The sequence below is a fragment of the Streptococcus infantis ATCC 700779 genome (assembly GCF_000187465.1).
Taxonomy (GTDB): Bacteria; Bacillota; Bacilli; order Lactobacillales; family Streptococcaceae; genus Streptococcus; species Streptococcus infantis.
On the sequence record NZ_GL732439.1, the window covers coordinates 541,060 to 557,385 of the forward strand.

General features: G+C 38.5%; 22 protein-coding genes. All 22 read left to right on the forward strand.

The genetic code is table 11. The annotated features are described in order from the left end of the window. On the forward strand, positions 1-385 hold a 385-nt coding region (locus tag HMPREF9423_RS11875), incomplete at its 5' end, for an LPXTG cell wall anchor domain-containing protein (RefSeq protein ID WP_155105627.1). Between the two features lie 229 nt (positions 386-614). After that, on the forward strand, positions 615-791 hold the full coding sequence (gene rpsU / locus HMPREF9423_RS04865) for a 30S ribosomal protein S21 (protein ID WP_000048054.1): 177 nt from the start codon (positions 615-617) through the stop codon (positions 789-791). A gap of 64 nt (positions 792-855) precedes the next feature. Continuing rightward, a complete protein-coding gene (locus HMPREF9423_RS04870) occupies positions 856-1,818 on the forward strand; it encodes a hypothetical protein (RefSeq protein WP_006148209.1) in 963 nt (320 codons plus the stop codon). Between the two features lie 135 nt (positions 1,819-1,953). Continuing rightward, on the forward strand, positions 1,954-2,889 hold the full coding sequence (gene hprK, locus HMPREF9423_RS04875; protein WP_006148210.1) for an HPr(Ser) kinase/phosphatase: 936 nt from the start codon (positions 1,954-1,956) through the stop codon (positions 2,887-2,889). After that, positions 2,882-3,670: a prolipoprotein diacylglyceryl transferase gene (gene lgt, locus HMPREF9423_RS04880; protein WP_006148211.1), complete on the forward strand. Its 789-nt coding sequence runs from the start codon at positions 2,882-2,884 to the stop codon at positions 3,668-3,670. The genes hprK and lgt overlap by 8 nt, the downstream gene beginning before the upstream one ends. 1 nt (position 3,671) lies before the next feature. After that, complete coding sequence (locus HMPREF9423_RS04885; protein ID WP_006148212.1) at positions 3,672-4,055, forward strand: DUF948 domain-containing protein; 384 nt, start codon at positions 3,672-3,674, stop codon at positions 4,053-4,055. Between the two features lie 14 nt (positions 4,056-4,069). Then, complete coding sequence (locus HMPREF9423_RS04890) at positions 4,070-4,465, forward strand: YtxH domain-containing protein (RefSeq protein ID WP_006148213.1); 396 nt, start codon at positions 4,070-4,072, stop codon at positions 4,463-4,465. An 85-nt stretch (positions 4,466-4,550) separates the two neighbouring features. Continuing rightward, the gene (gene hemW / locus HMPREF9423_RS04895; RefSeq protein WP_006148214.1) at positions 4,551-5,681 is read left to right on the forward strand and encodes a radical SAM family heme chaperone HemW; all 1,131 of its coding nucleotides are present in this window, start codon (positions 4,551-4,553) and stop codon (positions 5,679-5,681) included. Between the two features lie 4 nt (positions 5,682-5,685). Next, positions 5,686-6,423 carry an acyl-[acyl-carrier-protein] thioesterase gene (locus tag HMPREF9423_RS04900; RefSeq protein ID WP_006148215.1) on the forward strand — a complete coding sequence of 246 codons (738 nt, stop codon included), beginning with the start codon at positions 5,686-5,688 and terminating at the stop codon, positions 6,421-6,423. A 10-nt stretch (positions 6,424-6,433) separates the two neighbouring features. After that, positions 6,434-7,207: a TIGR01457 family HAD-type hydrolase gene (locus tag HMPREF9423_RS04905; RefSeq protein ID WP_006148216.1), complete on the forward strand. Its 774-nt coding sequence runs from the start codon at positions 6,434-6,436 to the stop codon at positions 7,205-7,207. Next, complete coding sequence (locus tag HMPREF9423_RS04910; protein WP_006148217.1) at positions 7,197-7,826, forward strand: TIGR01906 family membrane protein; 630 nt, start codon at positions 7,197-7,199, stop codon at positions 7,824-7,826. Before HMPREF9423_RS04905 ends, HMPREF9423_RS04910 begins: the two co-directional genes overlap by 11 nt. Before the next feature lie 140 nt (positions 7,827-7,966). Continuing rightward, the gene (locus HMPREF9423_RS04915) at positions 7,967-8,368 is read left to right on the forward strand and encodes a Spx/MgsR family RNA polymerase-binding regulatory protein (protein WP_006148218.1); all 402 of its coding nucleotides are present in this window, start codon (positions 7,967-7,969) and stop codon (positions 8,366-8,368) included. Further along, positions 8,369-8,647 carry a UPF0223 family protein gene (locus tag HMPREF9423_RS04920; RefSeq protein ID WP_006148219.1) on the forward strand — a complete coding sequence of 93 codons (279 nt, stop codon included), beginning with the start codon at positions 8,369-8,371 and terminating at the stop codon, positions 8,645-8,647. Continuing rightward, positions 8,637-9,404, forward strand: coding sequence for an inositol monophosphatase family protein (locus HMPREF9423_RS04925; RefSeq protein WP_006155647.1), 768 nt, complete (start codon positions 8,637-8,639; stop codon positions 9,402-9,404). The genes HMPREF9423_RS04920 and HMPREF9423_RS04925 overlap by 11 nt, the downstream gene beginning before the upstream one ends. A 6-nt stretch (positions 9,405-9,410) precedes the next feature. Further along, positions 9,411-10,724, forward strand: a complete 1,314-nt coding sequence (locus tag HMPREF9423_RS04930; protein WP_006148221.1) for an RsmF rRNA methyltransferase first C-terminal domain-containing protein — start codon at positions 9,411-9,413, stop codon at positions 10,722-10,724. 109 nt (positions 10,725-10,833) lie between these two features. After that, entirely contained in the window at positions 10,834-11,709 is an 876-nt protein-coding gene (locus tag HMPREF9423_RS04935) for a phosphate ABC transporter substrate-binding protein PstS (protein ID WP_006148222.1), read from the forward strand. 2 nt (positions 11,710-11,711) lie between these two features. Further along, complete coding sequence (gene pstC, locus HMPREF9423_RS04940) at positions 11,712-12,629, forward strand: phosphate ABC transporter permease subunit PstC (RefSeq protein ID WP_006148223.1); 918 nt, start codon at positions 11,712-11,714, stop codon at positions 12,627-12,629. Continuing rightward, the gene (gene pstA, locus HMPREF9423_RS04945) at positions 12,619-13,503 is read left to right on the forward strand and encodes a phosphate ABC transporter permease PstA (RefSeq protein WP_004252556.1); all 885 of its coding nucleotides are present in this window, start codon (positions 12,619-12,621) and stop codon (positions 13,501-13,503) included. Before pstC ends, pstA begins: the two co-directional genes overlap by 11 nt. 10 nt (positions 13,504-13,513) lie before the next feature. Beyond that, positions 13,514-14,317, forward strand: a complete 804-nt coding sequence (gene pstB, locus HMPREF9423_RS04950; protein ID WP_006148224.1) for a phosphate ABC transporter ATP-binding protein PstB — start codon at positions 13,514-13,516, stop codon at positions 14,315-14,317. A 12-nt stretch (positions 14,318-14,329) separates the two neighbouring features. Further along, positions 14,330-15,088: a phosphate ABC transporter ATP-binding protein PstB gene (gene pstB / locus HMPREF9423_RS04955; protein ID WP_006148225.1), complete on the forward strand. Its 759-nt coding sequence runs from the start codon at positions 14,330-14,332 to the stop codon at positions 15,086-15,088. 10 nt (positions 15,089-15,098) lie between these two features. Continuing rightward, on the forward strand, positions 15,099-15,752 hold the full coding sequence (gene phoU / locus HMPREF9423_RS04960) for a phosphate signaling complex protein PhoU (RefSeq protein WP_006155649.1): 654 nt from the start codon (positions 15,099-15,101) through the stop codon (positions 15,750-15,752). A 92-nt stretch (positions 15,753-15,844) separates the two neighbouring features. Beyond that, a complete protein-coding gene (locus HMPREF9423_RS04965; protein WP_029689683.1) occupies positions 15,845-16,312 on the forward strand; it encodes an NUDIX hydrolase in 468 nt (155 codons plus the stop codon). Positions 16,313-16,326 lie beyond the last annotated feature (14 nt).

Here is a 16,326-nt window from a genome sequence, read left to right on the forward strand (position 1 = left end):
AGCTCCAACAACAACTGAAGCTCCAACAACTGAAGCTCCAACAACTGAAGCTCCAACAACTGAAGCTCCAACAACTGAAGCTCCAACAACGACTGAAGCTCCAACAACAACTGAAGCTCCAACAACAACTGAAGCTCCAACAACTGAAGCTCCAACAACTGAAGCTCCAACAACTGAAGCTCCAACAACTGAAGCTCCAACAACTGAAGCTCCAACGACTGAAGCTCCAACGACTGAAGCTCCAAAAACGACTGAGGCTCCAACAACAACTGAAAACAAACCAGGACTTCCAAATACTGGTGAGGCTACAAGCCTAGTACTTGTATTGGCAGGTGTGGTAATCATGTCAGGAACAGTTGTTATGAAACGTAAATTTACTAAATAATAGTTTTTAGAAAATCTACACTATCTTAAAGAGAGCCGAAAGGCTCTCTTTTCAATTTAATGAGTGTATATAAATCTCCCTACTTAATTAATTATTTTTTATAAAAAAGTGATAAAAGCAAGTTTGAAATTAATAGTGAAAATTCATGGAATAAATCATTTTAGTCTTGACAAATAGCTCTTATCCATGTAAAATAGAATAGATCTTGAACTTGAAGGGAGTGAAAAAAATGTCTAAAACAGTAGTACGTAAGAATGAATCTCTTGACGATGCACTTCGTCGTTTCAAACGTGCGGTTACTAAAGCTGGTACTCTTCAAGAAACACGCAAACGTGAATTCTATGAAAAACCTTCTGTAAAACGTAAACGTAAATCAGAAGCAGCTCGTAAACGTAAAAAATTCTAATTGAAATGAAAGGCTAGACTTGTCTAGTCTTTTTTTGCACATTGTTTAGAGATATGAGGAACTTATGAAAGAGTATATAAAAGAATATCAAAAGATGCGCGAAGTACATTTTAAGGATTGGGGTTATTTTTCTGACCCTATAAACTGGCAGGAATTTGAAGAGTCTAATCAGAGGATTTTTCAAAAGTATTTGAAGGATTCAAAAGTATTGTCCGATAATGTTTTAAGGACAAAGTTGTATAGTAGCTTATTGCTAAATGATATCAAGTATTTTGCATACTATATAGCTTTTTTAGACGGAGATTACAAACAATTAAATAATGCTCTGTGGCAAACAGGAAGAGAAGAATTGATTAGAGGTGGTTTGCTTGCAAGTGGAACAATCTATACAGATGGTATTTTGAGGGGCTTATTTACCTCTTTTGCATGTAACGATTTTTCAGTCATTTCATCTTATATACCAAAAGACTTGCCTTTACTGAAAGGAACCTATTATCCCCAAAATGTCATCAATCTTTTGCACGCTATTTATTATCAGGATGAAGACAGATTATCAGAGTCTATCATATTGGCACAACAGTTTCTAGAGAAGAAAAAACGAACAGGTATGGAAGAATTTTCTGTTCGTTACTTTATAAACTTGGCAAGAAAAGAAGCAGCTGGGATAAGCCAAAACTTACAAAACTTATGCCTAGCTTATCAGAGACGGGGTTATTCCTTTGAGAAGATAGATAAATGCTTCGCTGATGAAGTTCATGGTCTTTATCGTTTGGTGAAATATTTTGATGATTCCATGTTTGAAGAGGTTCGTATGCCGTCTCATAAGACTTTTCTGCAGGAATTTGAAAAATGGCAAGTTCAAAATCAGTTTCCACAAGGACAACAGTTCTATATCTATCCACAAGATATGGCTGATGCAAACAAAATACTAAAAAATGAACTTCCGAGAATTCACATAGAAAAATCTGGAAGGGATTTGGTGATAGACGTTGACCGATTTGCAGTGGATTTGTCTCAACTGATTTGAGAAAGTACGAGAAGACTCACATGCTAAATCATTTTTAAGGCAACTTTAAATAAATACTGTAAATCTTGCAAAAAAAGGAAACTTCCAGCTACAATCTGATATAATAGTAAGAGAACTCGATTTAAGGAGAAATATATGTCGGTTTCAGTAAAAGAAGTAATTGAGAAGCTTAGATTAGACATTGTCTATGGGGAGCCTGAATTACTTGAAAAGGAAATTAATACTGCGGATATTACGCGACCTGGTCTTGAAATGACAGGCTATTTTGATTACTATACTCCAGAGCGTATTCAATTGTTGGGGATGAAGGAATGGTCTTACCTAGTCTCTATGCCTTCTCAAAATCGTTACGATGTCTTGAAAAAAATGTTTCAACCAGAGACACCTGCGGTCATTGTTGCGCGTGGTCTAGTTGTTCCTGAGGAAATGTTGAAGGCAGCCAGAGAATGTAAAATTGCGATTTTAACTAGTCGTACAGCTACAAGTCGTCTTTCTGGAGAACTGTCTAGTTATCTGGACTCCCGCTTAGCAGAACGTACTAGTGTACACGGTGTCCTAATGGATATCTATGGTATGGGTGTTTTGATTCAAGGTGATAGTGGAATTGGTAAGAGTGAGACAGGTTTAGAACTAGTTAAACGTGGTCACCGCTTGGTGGCAGACGATCGAGTAGATATCTATTCTAAGGATGAAATGACTCTCTGGGGTGAACCTGCTGAAATTTTGAAACATCTGATTGAAATTCGTGGAGTAGGGATCATTGATGTCATGAGTCTATACGGTGCTAGTGCTGTTAAGGATTCTTCACAGGTCCAGTTGGCTGTCTATCTAGAAAATTATGATACACATAAGACCTTTGACCGCTTGGGGAACAATGCTGAAGAGTTGGAAATTTCAGGTGTTTCTATTCCGCGTATTCGGATTCCTGTAAAAACAGGTCGCAATATTTCTGTGGTCATCGAAGCTGCTGCCATGAACTATCGTTCTAAGGAAATGGGCTTTGATGCGACACGTCTTTTTGAAGAAAGATTGACGAAATTAATCGAAAAGAACGAGGTGCAAAATGATTGATCCAGTTGCTTTTCAAATAGGTCCCTTTGCTGTTCGCTGGTATGCTATCTGCATTGTATCTGGATTAATACTAGCAGTTCTTCTTGCAATGAGAGAAGCACCCAAAAAGAAAATTTTATCTGATGATGTTATTGACTTTATACTAGTAGCCTTTCCTCTGTCCATTATTGGTGCAAGACTCTACTATGTCATCTTTAAGTTTGACTATTATAGTCAACATATTGGAGAAATCTTTGCTATATGGAATGGTGGTCTTGCGATTTACGGCGGTCTAATTACTGGAGCGATTGTACTTTATATTTTCGCAGACCGTAAGTTAATCAATACCTGGGACTTCCTAGATATTGCAGCACCAAGTGTCTTGATTGCCCAGAGTCTTGGACGTTGGGGGAACTTCTTTAACCAAGAAGCTTATGGCGCAGTTGTAGAGAGTCTTGACTACTTGCCTGCTTTCATTAAAAATCAAATGTATATTGATGGTTCTTATCGTCAACCAACCTTCTTATACGAATCTGTCTGGAACCTGATTGGGTTTGCTTTAATTGTTATTTTTAGACGCCGATTAAATGGCATTCGTCGTGGTCATATCACAGCTTTTTATCTAATTTGGTATGGATTTGGACGTATGATTATTGAGGGTATGCGTACAGATAGTCTCATGTTCTTTGGACTTCGAGTATCTCAGTGGTTGTCTGTTCTATTAATTGGACTTGGTATTTATATTATCGTTTATCAAAATCGGAAAAAAGCACCATTTTATAATGTAAAAAAGGAGAATTAAAATGTTAGAATTTGCTTATATTATTGTGGCTATTGCCTTGATTGTATTTATTGTTTATTTGATTATTACCCTTCAAAAAGTTGGACGTGTAATTGATGAAACAGAAAATACTGTTAAAACGCTAACTTCAGATGTAAATGTTACTCTACATCACACAAACGAACTTCTTGCCAAGGTCAATGTTCTTGCTGATGATATCAATATCAAAGTTGCAACCATTGATCCACTCTTTACAGCAGTTGCAGACCTTTCTGTTTCTGTTTCTGATTTAAATGATCAGGCTCGTGTCTTGAGTAAAAAAGCATCATCTGCAGGTTCAAAAACATTAAAGACTAGTGCAGGCTTATCTGCCGTTCGTATTGCAAGTAAATTTTTTAAAAAATAAAAAGGAGATAACTCATGGGTAAATTATCATCAATCCTTTTAGGAACTGTTTCAGGTGTGGCTGTTGCCTTGTTTCTAACAAGTGAAAAAGGAAAACACGTTACTAGTCAGGCACAAGACTTTATTGAAGATCTGAGAGAAGATCCAGAATATGCTAAGGAACAAGCTCTTGAAAAATTGACAGAAGTCAAAGAACAAACCAGAGATTTTGTTCTAAAGACAAAAGAACAAGTAGAATCAGGCGAAATTACCTTGGATTCAGTTCTTGAAAAATCTAAATCTTTAGCTCAACAAGCTACTGAAGCTTCAAAAGAGACCTTGAACAGTCTCAAGGAACAATTGGAAGAAAAAGTAGTTGTTGAAGACCCAGAAGATGGTCAAGAAATCATCATTGATACTCAAGAAGATTAAAATAGAAATCACCATTTTTGATTCCCTTAGAGTCGGAGATGGTGATTTTTTTCTTGAGTGAAGTCTTTGTGGTATAATAAATACTATGCAGAAGAAACCAACATCAGCTTACGTGCACATTCCATTTTGCACACAAATCTGTTATTATTGTGACTTTTCTAAGGTCTTTATTAAAAATCAACCAGTAGACAGCTATCTAGAACATCTACTGCAAGAATTTCATTCTTATGACATTCAGAAGTTGCGTACTCTCTATATTGGGGGAGGTACACCGACAGCCTTGTCTGCGCCACAGTTAGAGGTGCTTCTGGATGGATTGACAAAAAACTTAGATTTGTCAGTCTTAGAAGAATTAACCATTGAGGCCAATCCTGGAGATTTGGATGAGGATAAGATTGCAGTTTTAAAGAATTCAGCTGTCAATCGTGTTTCATTGGGTGTCCAAACTTTTGATGACAAAATGCTGAAAAAAATTGGTCGTAGTCATTTGGAGAAAGATATCTATGAAAATATTGATCGTCTCAAGTTAGCAGGGTTTGATAATATTTCTATTGACTTGATCTACGCTCTTCCTGGTCAGACTATGGAGCAGGTCAAGGACAATGTTGCCAAGGCCATCGCTTTGGATATTCCCCACATGAGTCTCTATAGCTTGATTTTGGAAAACCATACAGTCTTTATGAATCGTATGCGTCGTGGGAAATTACCACTTCCTAAAGAAGAAGTAGAAGCTGAAATGTTCGAATATATTATTGCAGAATTAGAGCGTGCTGGTTTTGAGCATTATGAAATTTCAAATTTTTCAAAACCTGGCTTTGAAAGTCGTCACAATCTTATGTACTGGGATAATGCTGAGTATTATGGTATAGGTGCAGGTGCGTCTGGATATATAAACGGTGTTCGCTATAAAAACCATGGTCCAATCCGCCATTATTTGAAGGCAGTAGAAGAGGGAAATGCTCGCATCCATGAAGAACATCTAAGTCTAAGGGAACAAATGGAAGAAGAGATGTTTCTTGGACTTCGCAAGAAGACAGGAGTTTCAAAAGCAAGATTCGAAGAAAAATTTGGTACATCTTTTGAAAATATATATGGTCAAGTTGTAAGAGATTTGTGTCATCAAGGTCTTTTACAAATAGAAGATCAGCAAATACGAATGACAAAAAAGGGTCTCTTTTTAGGAGATACAGTAGCAGAAAGATTTATATTGGAGTAGAATTATGGGCTTAACTTATCAAATGAAGATGAAAATTCCTTTTGATATGGCTGATATGAATGGCCATATCAAGTTGCCAGATGTTATTTTGTTGTCCCTGCAAGTATCAGGAATGCAATCCATTAATTTAGGAGTGAGTGACAAGGATGTTTTAGAACAGTATAATCTAGTCTGGATTATCACTGATTATGATATCGATGTTGTACGTTTACCTCAATTTGCTGAGGAGATTACCATCGAAACAGAGGCCTTGACCTACAATCGTCTATTTTGTTACCGCCGATTTACTATTTATGATGAAGCTGGTCAAGAAATCATTCGCATGGTGGCTACCTTTGTCCTTATGGATCGTGATAGTCGTAAGGTCCACCCTGTAGAACCAGAAATTGTCGCACCTTATCAATCTGAATTTTCTAAGAAACTCCTTCGCGGGCCAAAATATGCAGATCTGGAAGAAGCGATTAGCAAAGATTATCATGTCCGTTTTTACGACTTGGATATGAATGGCCACGTCAATAACAGCAAATACCTGGACTGGGTTTTTGAAGTTATGGGGGCAGATTTCCTAACCAATCATATTCCTAAAAAAATCAACCTCAAATATGTCAAGGAAGTTCGACCAGGTGGTATGATTACTTCTAGTTACGAATTGAATCAACTAGAAAGCAATCACCAAGTCACAAGTGATGGCGATATTAATGCTCAGGCAAAGATAATTTGGCAAGAAATTAACACAGATTAGAAAGTAATATATGACTTATAAAGGCTATTTAATTGATTTAGACGGTACAATTTATAAAGGAAAAGATAGAATCCCAGCTGGTGAAGCATTTGTTCACGAGTTGCAAAAAAGAGTGATTCCTTATCTCTTTGTAACAAACAACACTACTCGTACACCTGAAAGTGTTCAAGAGATGTTGGCAAATCAGTTTAATATTGACACACCTGTATCGACAATCTATACTGCAACCTTAGCGACTATTGATTACATGAATGATTTAGGTCTTGAAAAGACTGTTTATGTAATTGGAGAAGCAGGGCTCAAGGAAGCAATCAAAGCAGCTGGTTATGTTGAAGATAAAAAAAATCCAGCCTATGTGGTTGTAGGTTTGGACTGGCAAGTTGACTATGAAAAATTTGCTACTGCAACCCTAGCTATCCATAAAGGTGCTCATTTTATCGGCACCAATCCAGATTTAAATATTCCAACAGAACGTGGACTTTTACCTGGTGCTGGTTCACTGATTACTCTTCTTGAAGCAGCAACTCGTGTAAAACCAGTTTATATTGGAAAACCAAACGCGATTATTATGGATAAGGCTGTTGAACACCTAGGACTTGAACGCCAAGAAATTGTCATGGTAGGGGATAATTATCTTACTGATATTCGAGCTGGTATTGACAATGGCATTCCAAGTCTTTTGGTGACGACAGGATTTACAAAACCTGAAGAAGTAGCGGATTTACCAATCGCACCAACCCATGTCCTCTCAAGTCTAGCGGAGTGGAATTTCGATGAAAACTAAATTTACTTTTGTAGGAAGTCTTCTCTTTCTCCTCTCGCTTGCTATTTTATTGACCATCTACCTGTCTTGGTTGGTTTACCCTCTGGAGATTTCTTGGTTAAATCTGACAAGTCGTGTTCATGTTCAACCTCAGACCATCCAACATAACTTGAATGTTTTGATGAATTATTTGACCAATCCATTGAGTCAAGTATTAGCAATGCCAGATTTTCCTTCGTCTGCCTCTGGAATTCACCACTTTGTCGTTGTAAAGGGACTCTTTCACCTAGCGCAAGGAGTAGCAATCGTAACTCTACCGATTTTCTACCTTTTTTGGAAGCGAGTCATTCAGAAAGGTTTTCTGTCTCTATATCGCAGAGGTCTCTTGATTATGCTGTCTTTACCTTTGGTTCTTGGTTTAGTTGGCGTCTTCATTGGGTTTGAACAATTCTTTACCTTGTTTCATCAAATTCTATTTGTAGGTGATGATACCTGGCTTTTTGATCCCGCTAAAGATCCAGTCATTCTTATTCTACCAGAGGATTTTTTCCTGCATGCCTTTCTCCTATTTTTCTGCTTGTATGAGTTAATTTTTGGATTCGTTTATCTACTAAGTTGGAAAAAATTACCAAAAATATAATAAATGCAAAAAAATGTTTTAAAAATTATACGAAAAACCTATTTTTCTTTAAAAAGTAGGTTTTTTTTCGGAAATAACTAGTCAAGCGCTTTATTTTTTTGTATAATAGAGTTAGAAAAGTATGCAAAGAAGAGAATAGCATGATTACACTATTTTTATCACCGAGTTGTACATCATGTCGTAAGGCAAAGGCCTGGCTTGATAATCATAAAGTGCCTTTCCAAGAGCACAACATTATGACCAGTCCTTTATCAAGAAAAGAATTACAACACATTCTTTCCTTGACCGAAAACGGTACCGATGACATCATTTCAACTCGTTCAAAAATTTTCCAAAAATTAAATATCGATGTGGAAAGTATCTCGGTGACAGAGTTGCTTAATTTAATTGAGCAATATCCTAGTCTTTTGCGTCGTCCAATCATCATTGATGATAAACGTATGCAGATTGGCTTTAATGAAGATGAGATTCGTGCATTTCTTCCTCGTAGTTACCGTAAGCAAGAATTGAAAGAAGCTACATTAAGAGCTGGTATTAATTAGATGAATAAACAGTATAGTTACCCACTAGATTTGTCGTGGAGCACTGAAGAACTTGCTTCAGTGCTTTCTTTTTTTAATGATGTTGAAGCTGCCTATGAAACACAGGTAGATGCTAAGAAACTATTAGAATCCTACAAGGTATTCAAGTCAGTTGTGCCTAGCAAGAGCGAAGAAAAACGTTTGGGACGTGAGTTTGAATCAGTTAGTGGCTATTCTTTCTACCGTGCAGTTCAGTTGGCCAAAGAAAAAGGAGAAGGGAAGATTTCACTTGGAAAATAAATTTACATTTGCCAAAGAAATTGTCAGGGAAGCTGGGGAATACATTCTCCAGCATATGAAAGAAGATCTCCATGTTGAGAGAAAGTCTTCCCCTACAGATTTGGTAACTAAGTTAGATAAAGAAGTTCAAGAATTACTTATTAAAAAAATCCGTTCTCGCTATCCAGATGATCTATTTTGTGCAGAAGAAGGCTGCATGCGTGCAGCAGTAGGACAAGGTTCTGTATGGATTATTGATCCTATTGATGGAACCAACAACTTCGTAGCACAAGGTGAAGATTTTGCTGTTATGCTGGCCTATTTTGAGGATGGTATTGGTAAGTTTGGTATTATTTATGATGTCATGAAAGGTGATTGTTACCATGGTGGAGGAGACTTCCCGCCCTGTCGCAATGACGAACCTTTGCCACTCTTTAAAAAGAGACCCTTGAGAGAATTTTTGGTAGCTGGTAATTCTGGAATGTTAGCGACTAACGAATGGGGCTTAGCGGATTTGGGAAACGCTGCACTTGGGACACGAGTTTATGGCAGCGCCGCTATTAGTTTTGCCAAGGTACTATCAGGTCGACTTTTAACCTATATCACTTATTTACAACCTTGGGATTATGCGGCTGCAAGTATCCTAGGTGAGAGTTTGGGGTATAAGGTTTTTACGATTGCTGGTGAGGAAGTCGATTTTCAAACACGACAGGCCGTTATGATGGTGCCAGTCGAGATGAAAGATGAGATTCAATCCTATATCTATGAAAGGAAATAAATCTACATGCAATTTCCAGATGGATTTGTAAAAAAATACGAAACAATATTGGGAGATGAGGCAAGAGCTTTTCTTGCCTCTTTTGATGATGAGGCTGTTTCTGCTTTTCGTATCAACCCTTTAAAAGAAAGACAGCTTTCTTTTTCAGATGCTATCCCCAATACACCCTGGGGCTACTATGGCAAGGTTTCAGGGAAATCACCAGAACATGTAACTGGCTTGGTCTATTCACAAGAACCTGCCGCACAAATGGTCGCTCAAGTAGCCCAGCCAAAGCCAGGTATGAAGGTCTTGGACTTGGCAGCGGCTCCCGGTGGGAAATCCACTCAACTGGCCTCCTATCTTGCAGGAGACGGTCTTCTTGTTTCAAATGAGATTTCAAGCAAACGGTCAAAGATTTTAGTTGAAAATATGGAACGCTTTGGTGCGACTAATGTCGTTGTGACCAATGAATCAGCAGACCGTTTAGCCAAGGTTTTTAAAGGCTATTTTGACCTGATTGTTTTAGATGCTCCTTGCTCAGGAGAAGGGATGTTTCGTAAACAACCTGACGCTATGGATTATTGGAGTGTCGATTATCCTAGTCAGTGCGCTAGTTTACAACGTGAGATTTTATCAGATGCTATTACCATGCTGGCTGATGGTGGTCGACTAGTCTATTCAACCTGTACATGGGCGCCAGAAGAAAACGAAGAAATCGTCCAATGGTTACTGGATAGCTATCATTTTGAATTGATTCCAGTCCAACACATCAATGGAATGGTACCTGGAATTGATTTACCTGAAACAGCTAGAATGTACCCTCATCACTTTAAGGGAGAAGGTCAGTTCGTGGCCCATCTTCAGTTTAAAGGTCAAAACAAGGCTGGGAAGTTCAAACCTTCTAAATCCAACCTATCTCGTGAACAGATTTCCTTATGGCAGGATTTTGAGAAAAAATATCTTAAAGAAAAACTGACCGGTGTCCTACAAGTTTTTGGAGACCAGCTTTATCTCTTGCCAGAAGTCCTACCCGATATAGGAAAACTCAAGATAGCTCGTAATGGTCTTCATCTTGGAACTTTTAAGAAAAAACGTTTTGAACCAAGTTTTGCTCTTGGCTTAGCTTTAAAACCAAGTCAGGTCAAGCAAGTCATTGAAATTCATCAAGAAGACTTTGTCAAATATGTGGCTGGTGAAACGGTCCAATTAGCTGAAACTCTTCCAAATGGTTGGTACCAAGTTTTGGTTGGTGGAAATGGTCTAGGTTTTGCAAAAGTAACCGGAAATACCTTGAAGAATTATTTTCCCAAGGGCTTGAGGTTTCAGGTGAAAAACTAGTCAAAAACAGTATTCTATGTTATAGTGGAAGTATGGATTTTCCCTGAAAACAATAGAAAATAAGGGCAAAAATTCAAGCTATTCATCATTATTTTCAAGGAGACAAATAGTGAAAAAATTTAAAAAACTCACCATCTTTCTTGCAACTCTTTTACTTGCTGGTTCGCTAGCAGGATGTGCAAGTTGGATTGATCGTGGGGAGTCTATGACGGCTGTTGGTTCAACTGCCCTTCAACCTTTAGTCGAGGCGGCAGCAGATGAATTTGCGTCCGCACACGTTGGTAAAACAGTCAATGTTCAAGGCGGTGGTTCAGGTACAGGTCTGTCTCAAGTCCAGTCTGGGGCGGTAGACGTCGGTAACTCGGATGTATTTGCCGAGGAAAAAGATGGTATCGATGCGTCCGCGCTAGTTGACCATAAGGTTGCTGTTGCTGGATTAGCTGTCATTATTAATAAAGAAGTAGATGTCGATAATCTTACGACAGACCAACTTCGCAAAATTTTTACAGGTGAAATTACCAACTGGAAGGAAGTCGGCGGTAAGGATTTAGCTATCTCTATTATCAACCGAGCTGCTAGCTCAGGTTCTCGTGCTACCTTTGACAGTGTGATTATGAATGGTCAGTCAGCGGTACAAAGTCAGGAGCAAGATTCAAACGGTATGGTGAAGTCCATTGTTTCTCAAACCCCTGGAGCTATTTCCTACCTTGCCTTTGCTTATGTTGATGATTCGGTTGGGACCATCAAGCTCAATGGTTATGAGCCAATTTCAGAAAATGTTACAACGAATAATTGGCCTTTGTGGTCTTATGAACATATGTATACACTTGGCGAGCCAAATGAATTGGTTGCCGAATTCCTAAACTTTGTCCTTTCAGATGAAGCTCAGAATGGAATCGTAAAAGGAATGGGCTATATTTCTGTCAAGGAAATGAAGGTCGAAAAAGATGCTGCAGGTACTGTGACAGCGCTAGAAGGGAGCTAATAATGAATCAAGAAGAATTATCAAAAAAATTGCTCTCTCCTTCAAAAAACTCTCGTCTTGAGAAATTAGGAAAAGGGCTAACCTTTGCCTGCCTTTCTTTGATTGTTATCATTGTTGCTATGATTTTGATTTTCGTGGCTCAGAAAGGCTTATCGACCTTCTTTGTTAATGGTGTGAATATCTTTGATTTTCTTTTTGGTGCAACCTGGAATCCGTCAGGTAAACAATTTGGTGCCCTTCCAATGATTTTAGGTTCCTTTATTGTTACCATCCTGTCAGCTCTTATTGCAACACCATTTGCCATTGGTGCAGCAGTCTTTATGACAGAAGTGTCTCCAAAAGGAGCTAAGATTTTGCAACCTGCTATTGAACTCTTAGTTGGGATTCCTTCAGTAGTATATGGATTTATCGGTTTGCAGGTCGTGGTACCATTTGTACGTACTGTCTTTGGTGGAACAGGTTTTGGTATTTTATCAGGGATTTTCGTTCTCTTTGTTATGATTTTGCCGACTGTAACCTTCATGACAACTGATAGCTTACGTGCAGTTCCTCGTCACTATCGTGAAGCTAGTTTAGCCATGGGAGCTACTCGTTGGCAAACTATCTGGCGTGTAACCTTGAAGGCTGCTCGTTCAGGTATTTTTACGGCTGTAGTCTTTGGTATGGCGCGTGCTTTCGGTGAAGCCCTTGCAATTCAGATGGTTGTTGGTAACTCAGCAGTTGTTCCAACTTCATTGACGACACCAGCAGCGACTCTCACATCTGTATTGACCATGGGAATTGGTAATACCGTTATGGGAACTGTTGATAATAATGTTCTTTGGTCACTGGCCTTAGTATTGCTCTTGATGAGTTTGGCCTTTAACAGTGTGATTAAATTGATTACGAAAGAAAGAGGAAAGAAAAACTATGCACGCTAAGAAATTAGATAAACTTGCAACAGCTGTCCTCTATACCATCGCAGGAATCATTGTAACCATTCTAGCTTCCTTGATTCTTTATATCTTGGTTCGAGGCTTGCCTCATGTTTCTTGGTCTTTCTTGACAGGAAAATCATCCTCTTATCAAGCAGGTGGTGGTATTGGAATCCAGCTTTATAATTCCTTTTTCCTTTTGGTGATTACCTTATTTATCTCTGTACCTCTATCAATGGGGGCTGGAATTTTCCTAGCAGAGTATGCTAAAAAAGGTCGTATTACCAATTTCGTTCGTACCTGTATTGAAATCTTGTCTTCTCTACCATCCGTAGTTGTGGGACTATTTGGTTACCTCATCTTTGTAGTCCAGTTCGAGTATGGATTTTCCATTATTTCTGGTGCCTTGGCTTTAACAGTCTTTAATCTTCCACAGATGACTCGTAATGTTGAGGATAGTTTGAAGCACGTTCACCATACGCAACGTGAAGCAGGTTTGGCGCTTGGACTTTCTCGTTGGGAAACTGTCCTTCATGTCGTTATTCCTGAAGCCCTACCTGGTATCGTAACAGGTATTGTGCTTGCATCAGGTCGTATCTTTGGGGAAGCTGCAGCCCTTATCTATACGGCAGGTCAATCTGCACCAGCTCTTGACTGGTCTAACTGGAATGTTCTCAGCGTAAGTAGTCCAATCTCAATCTTCCGTCAAGCAGAAACCTTGGCTGTCCATATCTGGAAAGTCAACAGTGAAGGAACTATTCCTGATGGAACACTTGTTTCAGCAGGTTCTGCAGCGGTGCTCCTAATCTTTATCTTAATCTTTAACTTTGGAGCACGTAAACTCGGAAGCTATCTACATAAGAAATTAACCGCAGCCTAAAGGAGAAGCCATGTCAAAATATAATTGGGATGAAAGGCATATCATTACTTTTCCAGAAGAAAAAGTGGTCCTCTCTACTAAGGATTTACATGTTTACTACGGTAAGAATGAATCCATCAAGGGCGTGGATATGCAATTCGAAAAAAATAAAATTACGGCCTTGATTGGACCGTCAGGTTCTGGGAAATCAACCTACCTACGCAGTCTCAATCGTATGAATGATACCATTGATATTGCAAAGGTTACAGGACAAATTCTCTATCAAGGAATTGACGTTAACCGTCCTGAGATCAATGTTTATGAAATGCGTAAACATATTGGAATGGTTTTTCAACGTCCAAACCCGTTTGCTAAATCAATCTACCGCAACATCACCTTTGCACACGAACGTGCAGGTGTTAAGGATAAGAAAGTCCTTGATGAAATTGTAGAAACCTCTCTTCGTCAGGCTGCCCTCTGGGACCAGGTCAAAGATGACCTTCACAAGTCTGCCTTAACGCTTTCAGGTGGTCAGCAGCAACGTCTCTGTATCGCGCGTGCTATTTCTGTAAAACCAGACATCCTCTTAATGGATGAGCCGGCATCAGCCTTGGATCCAATTGCGACAGCTCAGCTTGAGGAAACTATGTTGGAGTTGAAGAAGGATTTTACCATCATCATCGTTACCCACAGTATGCAACAGGCTGCGCGTGCAAGTGACTACACTGGGTTTTTCTACTTAGGTGATTTAATTGAGTACGATAAAACGTCAAATATTTTCCAAAATGCCAAGCTACAGTCTACCAATGACTATGTAACTGGGCACTTTGGTTAGAAAGGAAGCAGTATGACAGAACCGATTTTACAGGTCAAAGACCTGTCTGTTTATTACAACAAAAAGAAAGCTTTGAATAGTGTTTCCTTATCTTTCCAACCCAAGGAAATTACAGCTCTTATAGGTCCATCAGGATCAGGAAAATCAACCCTGCTCAAGGCTATCAATCGTATGGGAGATTTAAATCCTGAAGTGACGACAACTGGATCAGTGGTTTATAATGGGCACAATATCTATAGTCCGCGTACCGATACGGTTGAATTACGTAAGGAAATCGGGATGGTTTTCCAACAACCCAATCCCTTCCCAATGTCTATCTACGAAAATGTTGTCTATGGACTGAGAATTAATGGAGAGAAAGACAAGCAAGTCTTGGACGAAGCTGTGGAGAAAGCTTTACAGCGTGCTTCAATCTGGGATGAGGTCAAGGATCGCTTGCATGATTCAGCTATTGGACTTTCAGGTGGACAGCAACAACGTGTCTGTGTAGCCCGTGTTTTGGCGACTAGTCCAAAGATTATCCTCTTGGATGAGCCGACCTCAGCCTTAGACCCTATCTCGGCTGGAAAAATCGAAGAAACCCTATATAGTCTTAAGGACAAGTACACCATGCTATTGGTTACTCGTTCCATGCAGCAAGCATCTCGAATCTCTGATAAAACAGGCTTTTTCCTCAATGGAGATTTGATTGAATTTAACGATACCAAGGAAATGTTCCTCTATCCACAACATAAGGAAACAGAAGATTACATTTCAGGTAAATTTGGATAAGGAGAAAAAGATGTTACGATCTCAATTTGAAGAAGATTTAGAGAAATTGCATAACCAATTCTACGCTATGGGACAAGAAGTTCTTTCCCAAATTAATCGAACTGTACGTGCTTTTGTCACTCATGACCGTGACTTGGCTAAAGAAGTCATCGAGCAAGACGCAGAAGTCAATGAATACGAATTGAAACTTGAAAAGAAATCATTTGAAATCATTGCCCTTCAACAACCAGTATCACAAGACTTACGTACAGTTCTAACAGTTCTAAAGGCTGTTTCAGACTTGGAACGTATGGGTGACCACGCAGTATCCATTGCTGAGGCAACCATTCGTATGAAGGGGGAACAACGTATCCAAGCTGTCGAAGAAGAAATCAAAAAAATGGGACGTGATGTTAAAGATTTCGTAGAAACAACCCTTGAACTTTACCTAAACGGATCAGTTGATAAGGCCTATGAAGTTGCAACCATGGATGAAAAAATCAACCATTACTTTGAAAATATTCGAGATTTGGCAACTGAAGAAATCAGAAAGAATCCAGATGCTATCGTCACAGGTCGTGATTACTTCCAAGTGATTTCATACTTGGAGCGCATCGGTGACTATGCAAAAAATATCTGTGAATGGGTTGTTTACTTTGAAACAGGTAAGATTGTAGAATTGTAAAATATTTAGAAGATAAAAATTATTGTGAAAGCTTACTTTTTAATATAGTAAGCTTTCATTGTATCGATAGTTTACTTTGTCAGAGGTGAATGATGAACTATATACAGAGTATAAGAAAAAAAGTTGGAAAAGATAAAATTATTTTAAATTTTACTTGTGGAATTTTAAGTCAATCAGGGAAAATATTATTACAAAAACGAGCAGATAAAGGAACTTGGGGTTTACCAGGTGGTGCTATTGAATTAGGTGAATCGGCTGTAGGAGCATTAGTGCGAGAGTTTTATGAAGAAACTGGAGTGAAAGTAACAGTGAAAAAACTCTTAAATGTTTATACAAAATATTCAGATAGTTATCCAAATGGTGATGAGGCACAAGTTATTACAATGTTGTATTTAGTTACATCTGAAACTTCAATCTCTACAAATGTTTTTACGAGTGACGAAACTTTAGAATTAGGGGTGTTTGATCACAGGGACATGCAAAATATCACAATTGTAAACCAGCAACATCAAGATATGATAAATGATTTTTTTGAAAATTGTTTCCCAATAGATAGATAAACCAATCATTGAAT

Bases quoted from the DNA above. Each gene is read 5' to 3' on its own strand.
- rpsU (WP_000048054.1), top strand. From the start codon at position 615: ATGTCTAAAACAGTAGTACGTAAGAATGAATCTCTTGACGATGCACTT.
- HMPREF9423_RS04870 (WP_006148209.1), top strand. From the start codon at position 856: ATGAAAGAGTATATAAAAGAATATCAAAAGATGCGCGAAGTACATTTT.
- hprK (WP_006148210.1), top strand. From the start codon at position 1,954: ATGTCGGTTTCAGTAAAAGAAGTAATTGAGAAGCTTAGATTAGACATT.
- lgt (WP_006148211.1), top strand. From the start codon at position 2,882: ATGATTGATCCAGTTGCTTTTCAAATAGGTCCCTTTGCTGTTCGCTGG.
- HMPREF9423_RS04885 (WP_006148212.1), top strand. From the start codon at position 3,672: ATGTTAGAATTTGCTTATATTATTGTGGCTATTGCCTTGATTGTATTT.
- HMPREF9423_RS04890 (WP_006148213.1), top strand. From the start codon at position 4,070: ATGGGTAAATTATCATCAATCCTTTTAGGAACTGTTTCAGGTGTGGCT.
- hemW (WP_006148214.1), top strand. From the start codon at position 4,551: ATGCAGAAGAAACCAACATCAGCTTACGTGCACATTCCATTTTGCACA.
- HMPREF9423_RS04900 (WP_006148215.1), top strand. From the start codon at position 5,686: ATGGGCTTAACTTATCAAATGAAGATGAAAATTCCTTTTGATATGGCT.
- HMPREF9423_RS04905 (WP_006148216.1), top strand. From the start codon at position 6,434: ATGACTTATAAAGGCTATTTAATTGATTTAGACGGTACAATTTATAAA.
- HMPREF9423_RS04910 (WP_006148217.1), top strand. From the start codon at position 7,197: ATGAAAACTAAATTTACTTTTGTAGGAAGTCTTCTCTTTCTCCTCTCG.
- HMPREF9423_RS04915 (WP_006148218.1), top strand. From the start codon at position 7,967: ATGATTACACTATTTTTATCACCGAGTTGTACATCATGTCGTAAGGCA.
- HMPREF9423_RS04920 (WP_006148219.1), top strand. From the start codon at position 8,369: ATGAATAAACAGTATAGTTACCCACTAGATTTGTCGTGGAGCACTGAA.
- HMPREF9423_RS04930 (WP_006148221.1), top strand. From the start codon at position 9,411: ATGCAATTTCCAGATGGATTTGTAAAAAAATACGAAACAATATTGGGA.
- pstC (WP_006148223.1), top strand. From the start codon at position 11,712: ATGAATCAAGAAGAATTATCAAAAAAATTGCTCTCTCCTTCAAAAAAC.
- pstA (WP_004252556.1), top strand. From the start codon at position 12,619: ATGCACGCTAAGAAATTAGATAAACTTGCAACAGCTGTCCTCTATACC.
- pstB (WP_006148224.1), top strand. From the start codon at position 13,514: ATGTCAAAATATAATTGGGATGAAAGGCATATCATTACTTTTCCAGAA.
- pstB (WP_006148225.1), top strand. From the start codon at position 14,330: ATGACAGAACCGATTTTACAGGTCAAAGACCTGTCTGTTTATTACAAC.
- phoU (WP_006155649.1), top strand. From the start codon at position 15,099: ATGTTACGATCTCAATTTGAAGAAGATTTAGAGAAATTGCATAACCAA.
- HMPREF9423_RS04965 (WP_029689683.1), top strand. From the start codon at position 15,845: ATGAACTATATACAGAGTATAAGAAAAAAAGTTGGAAAAGATAAAATT.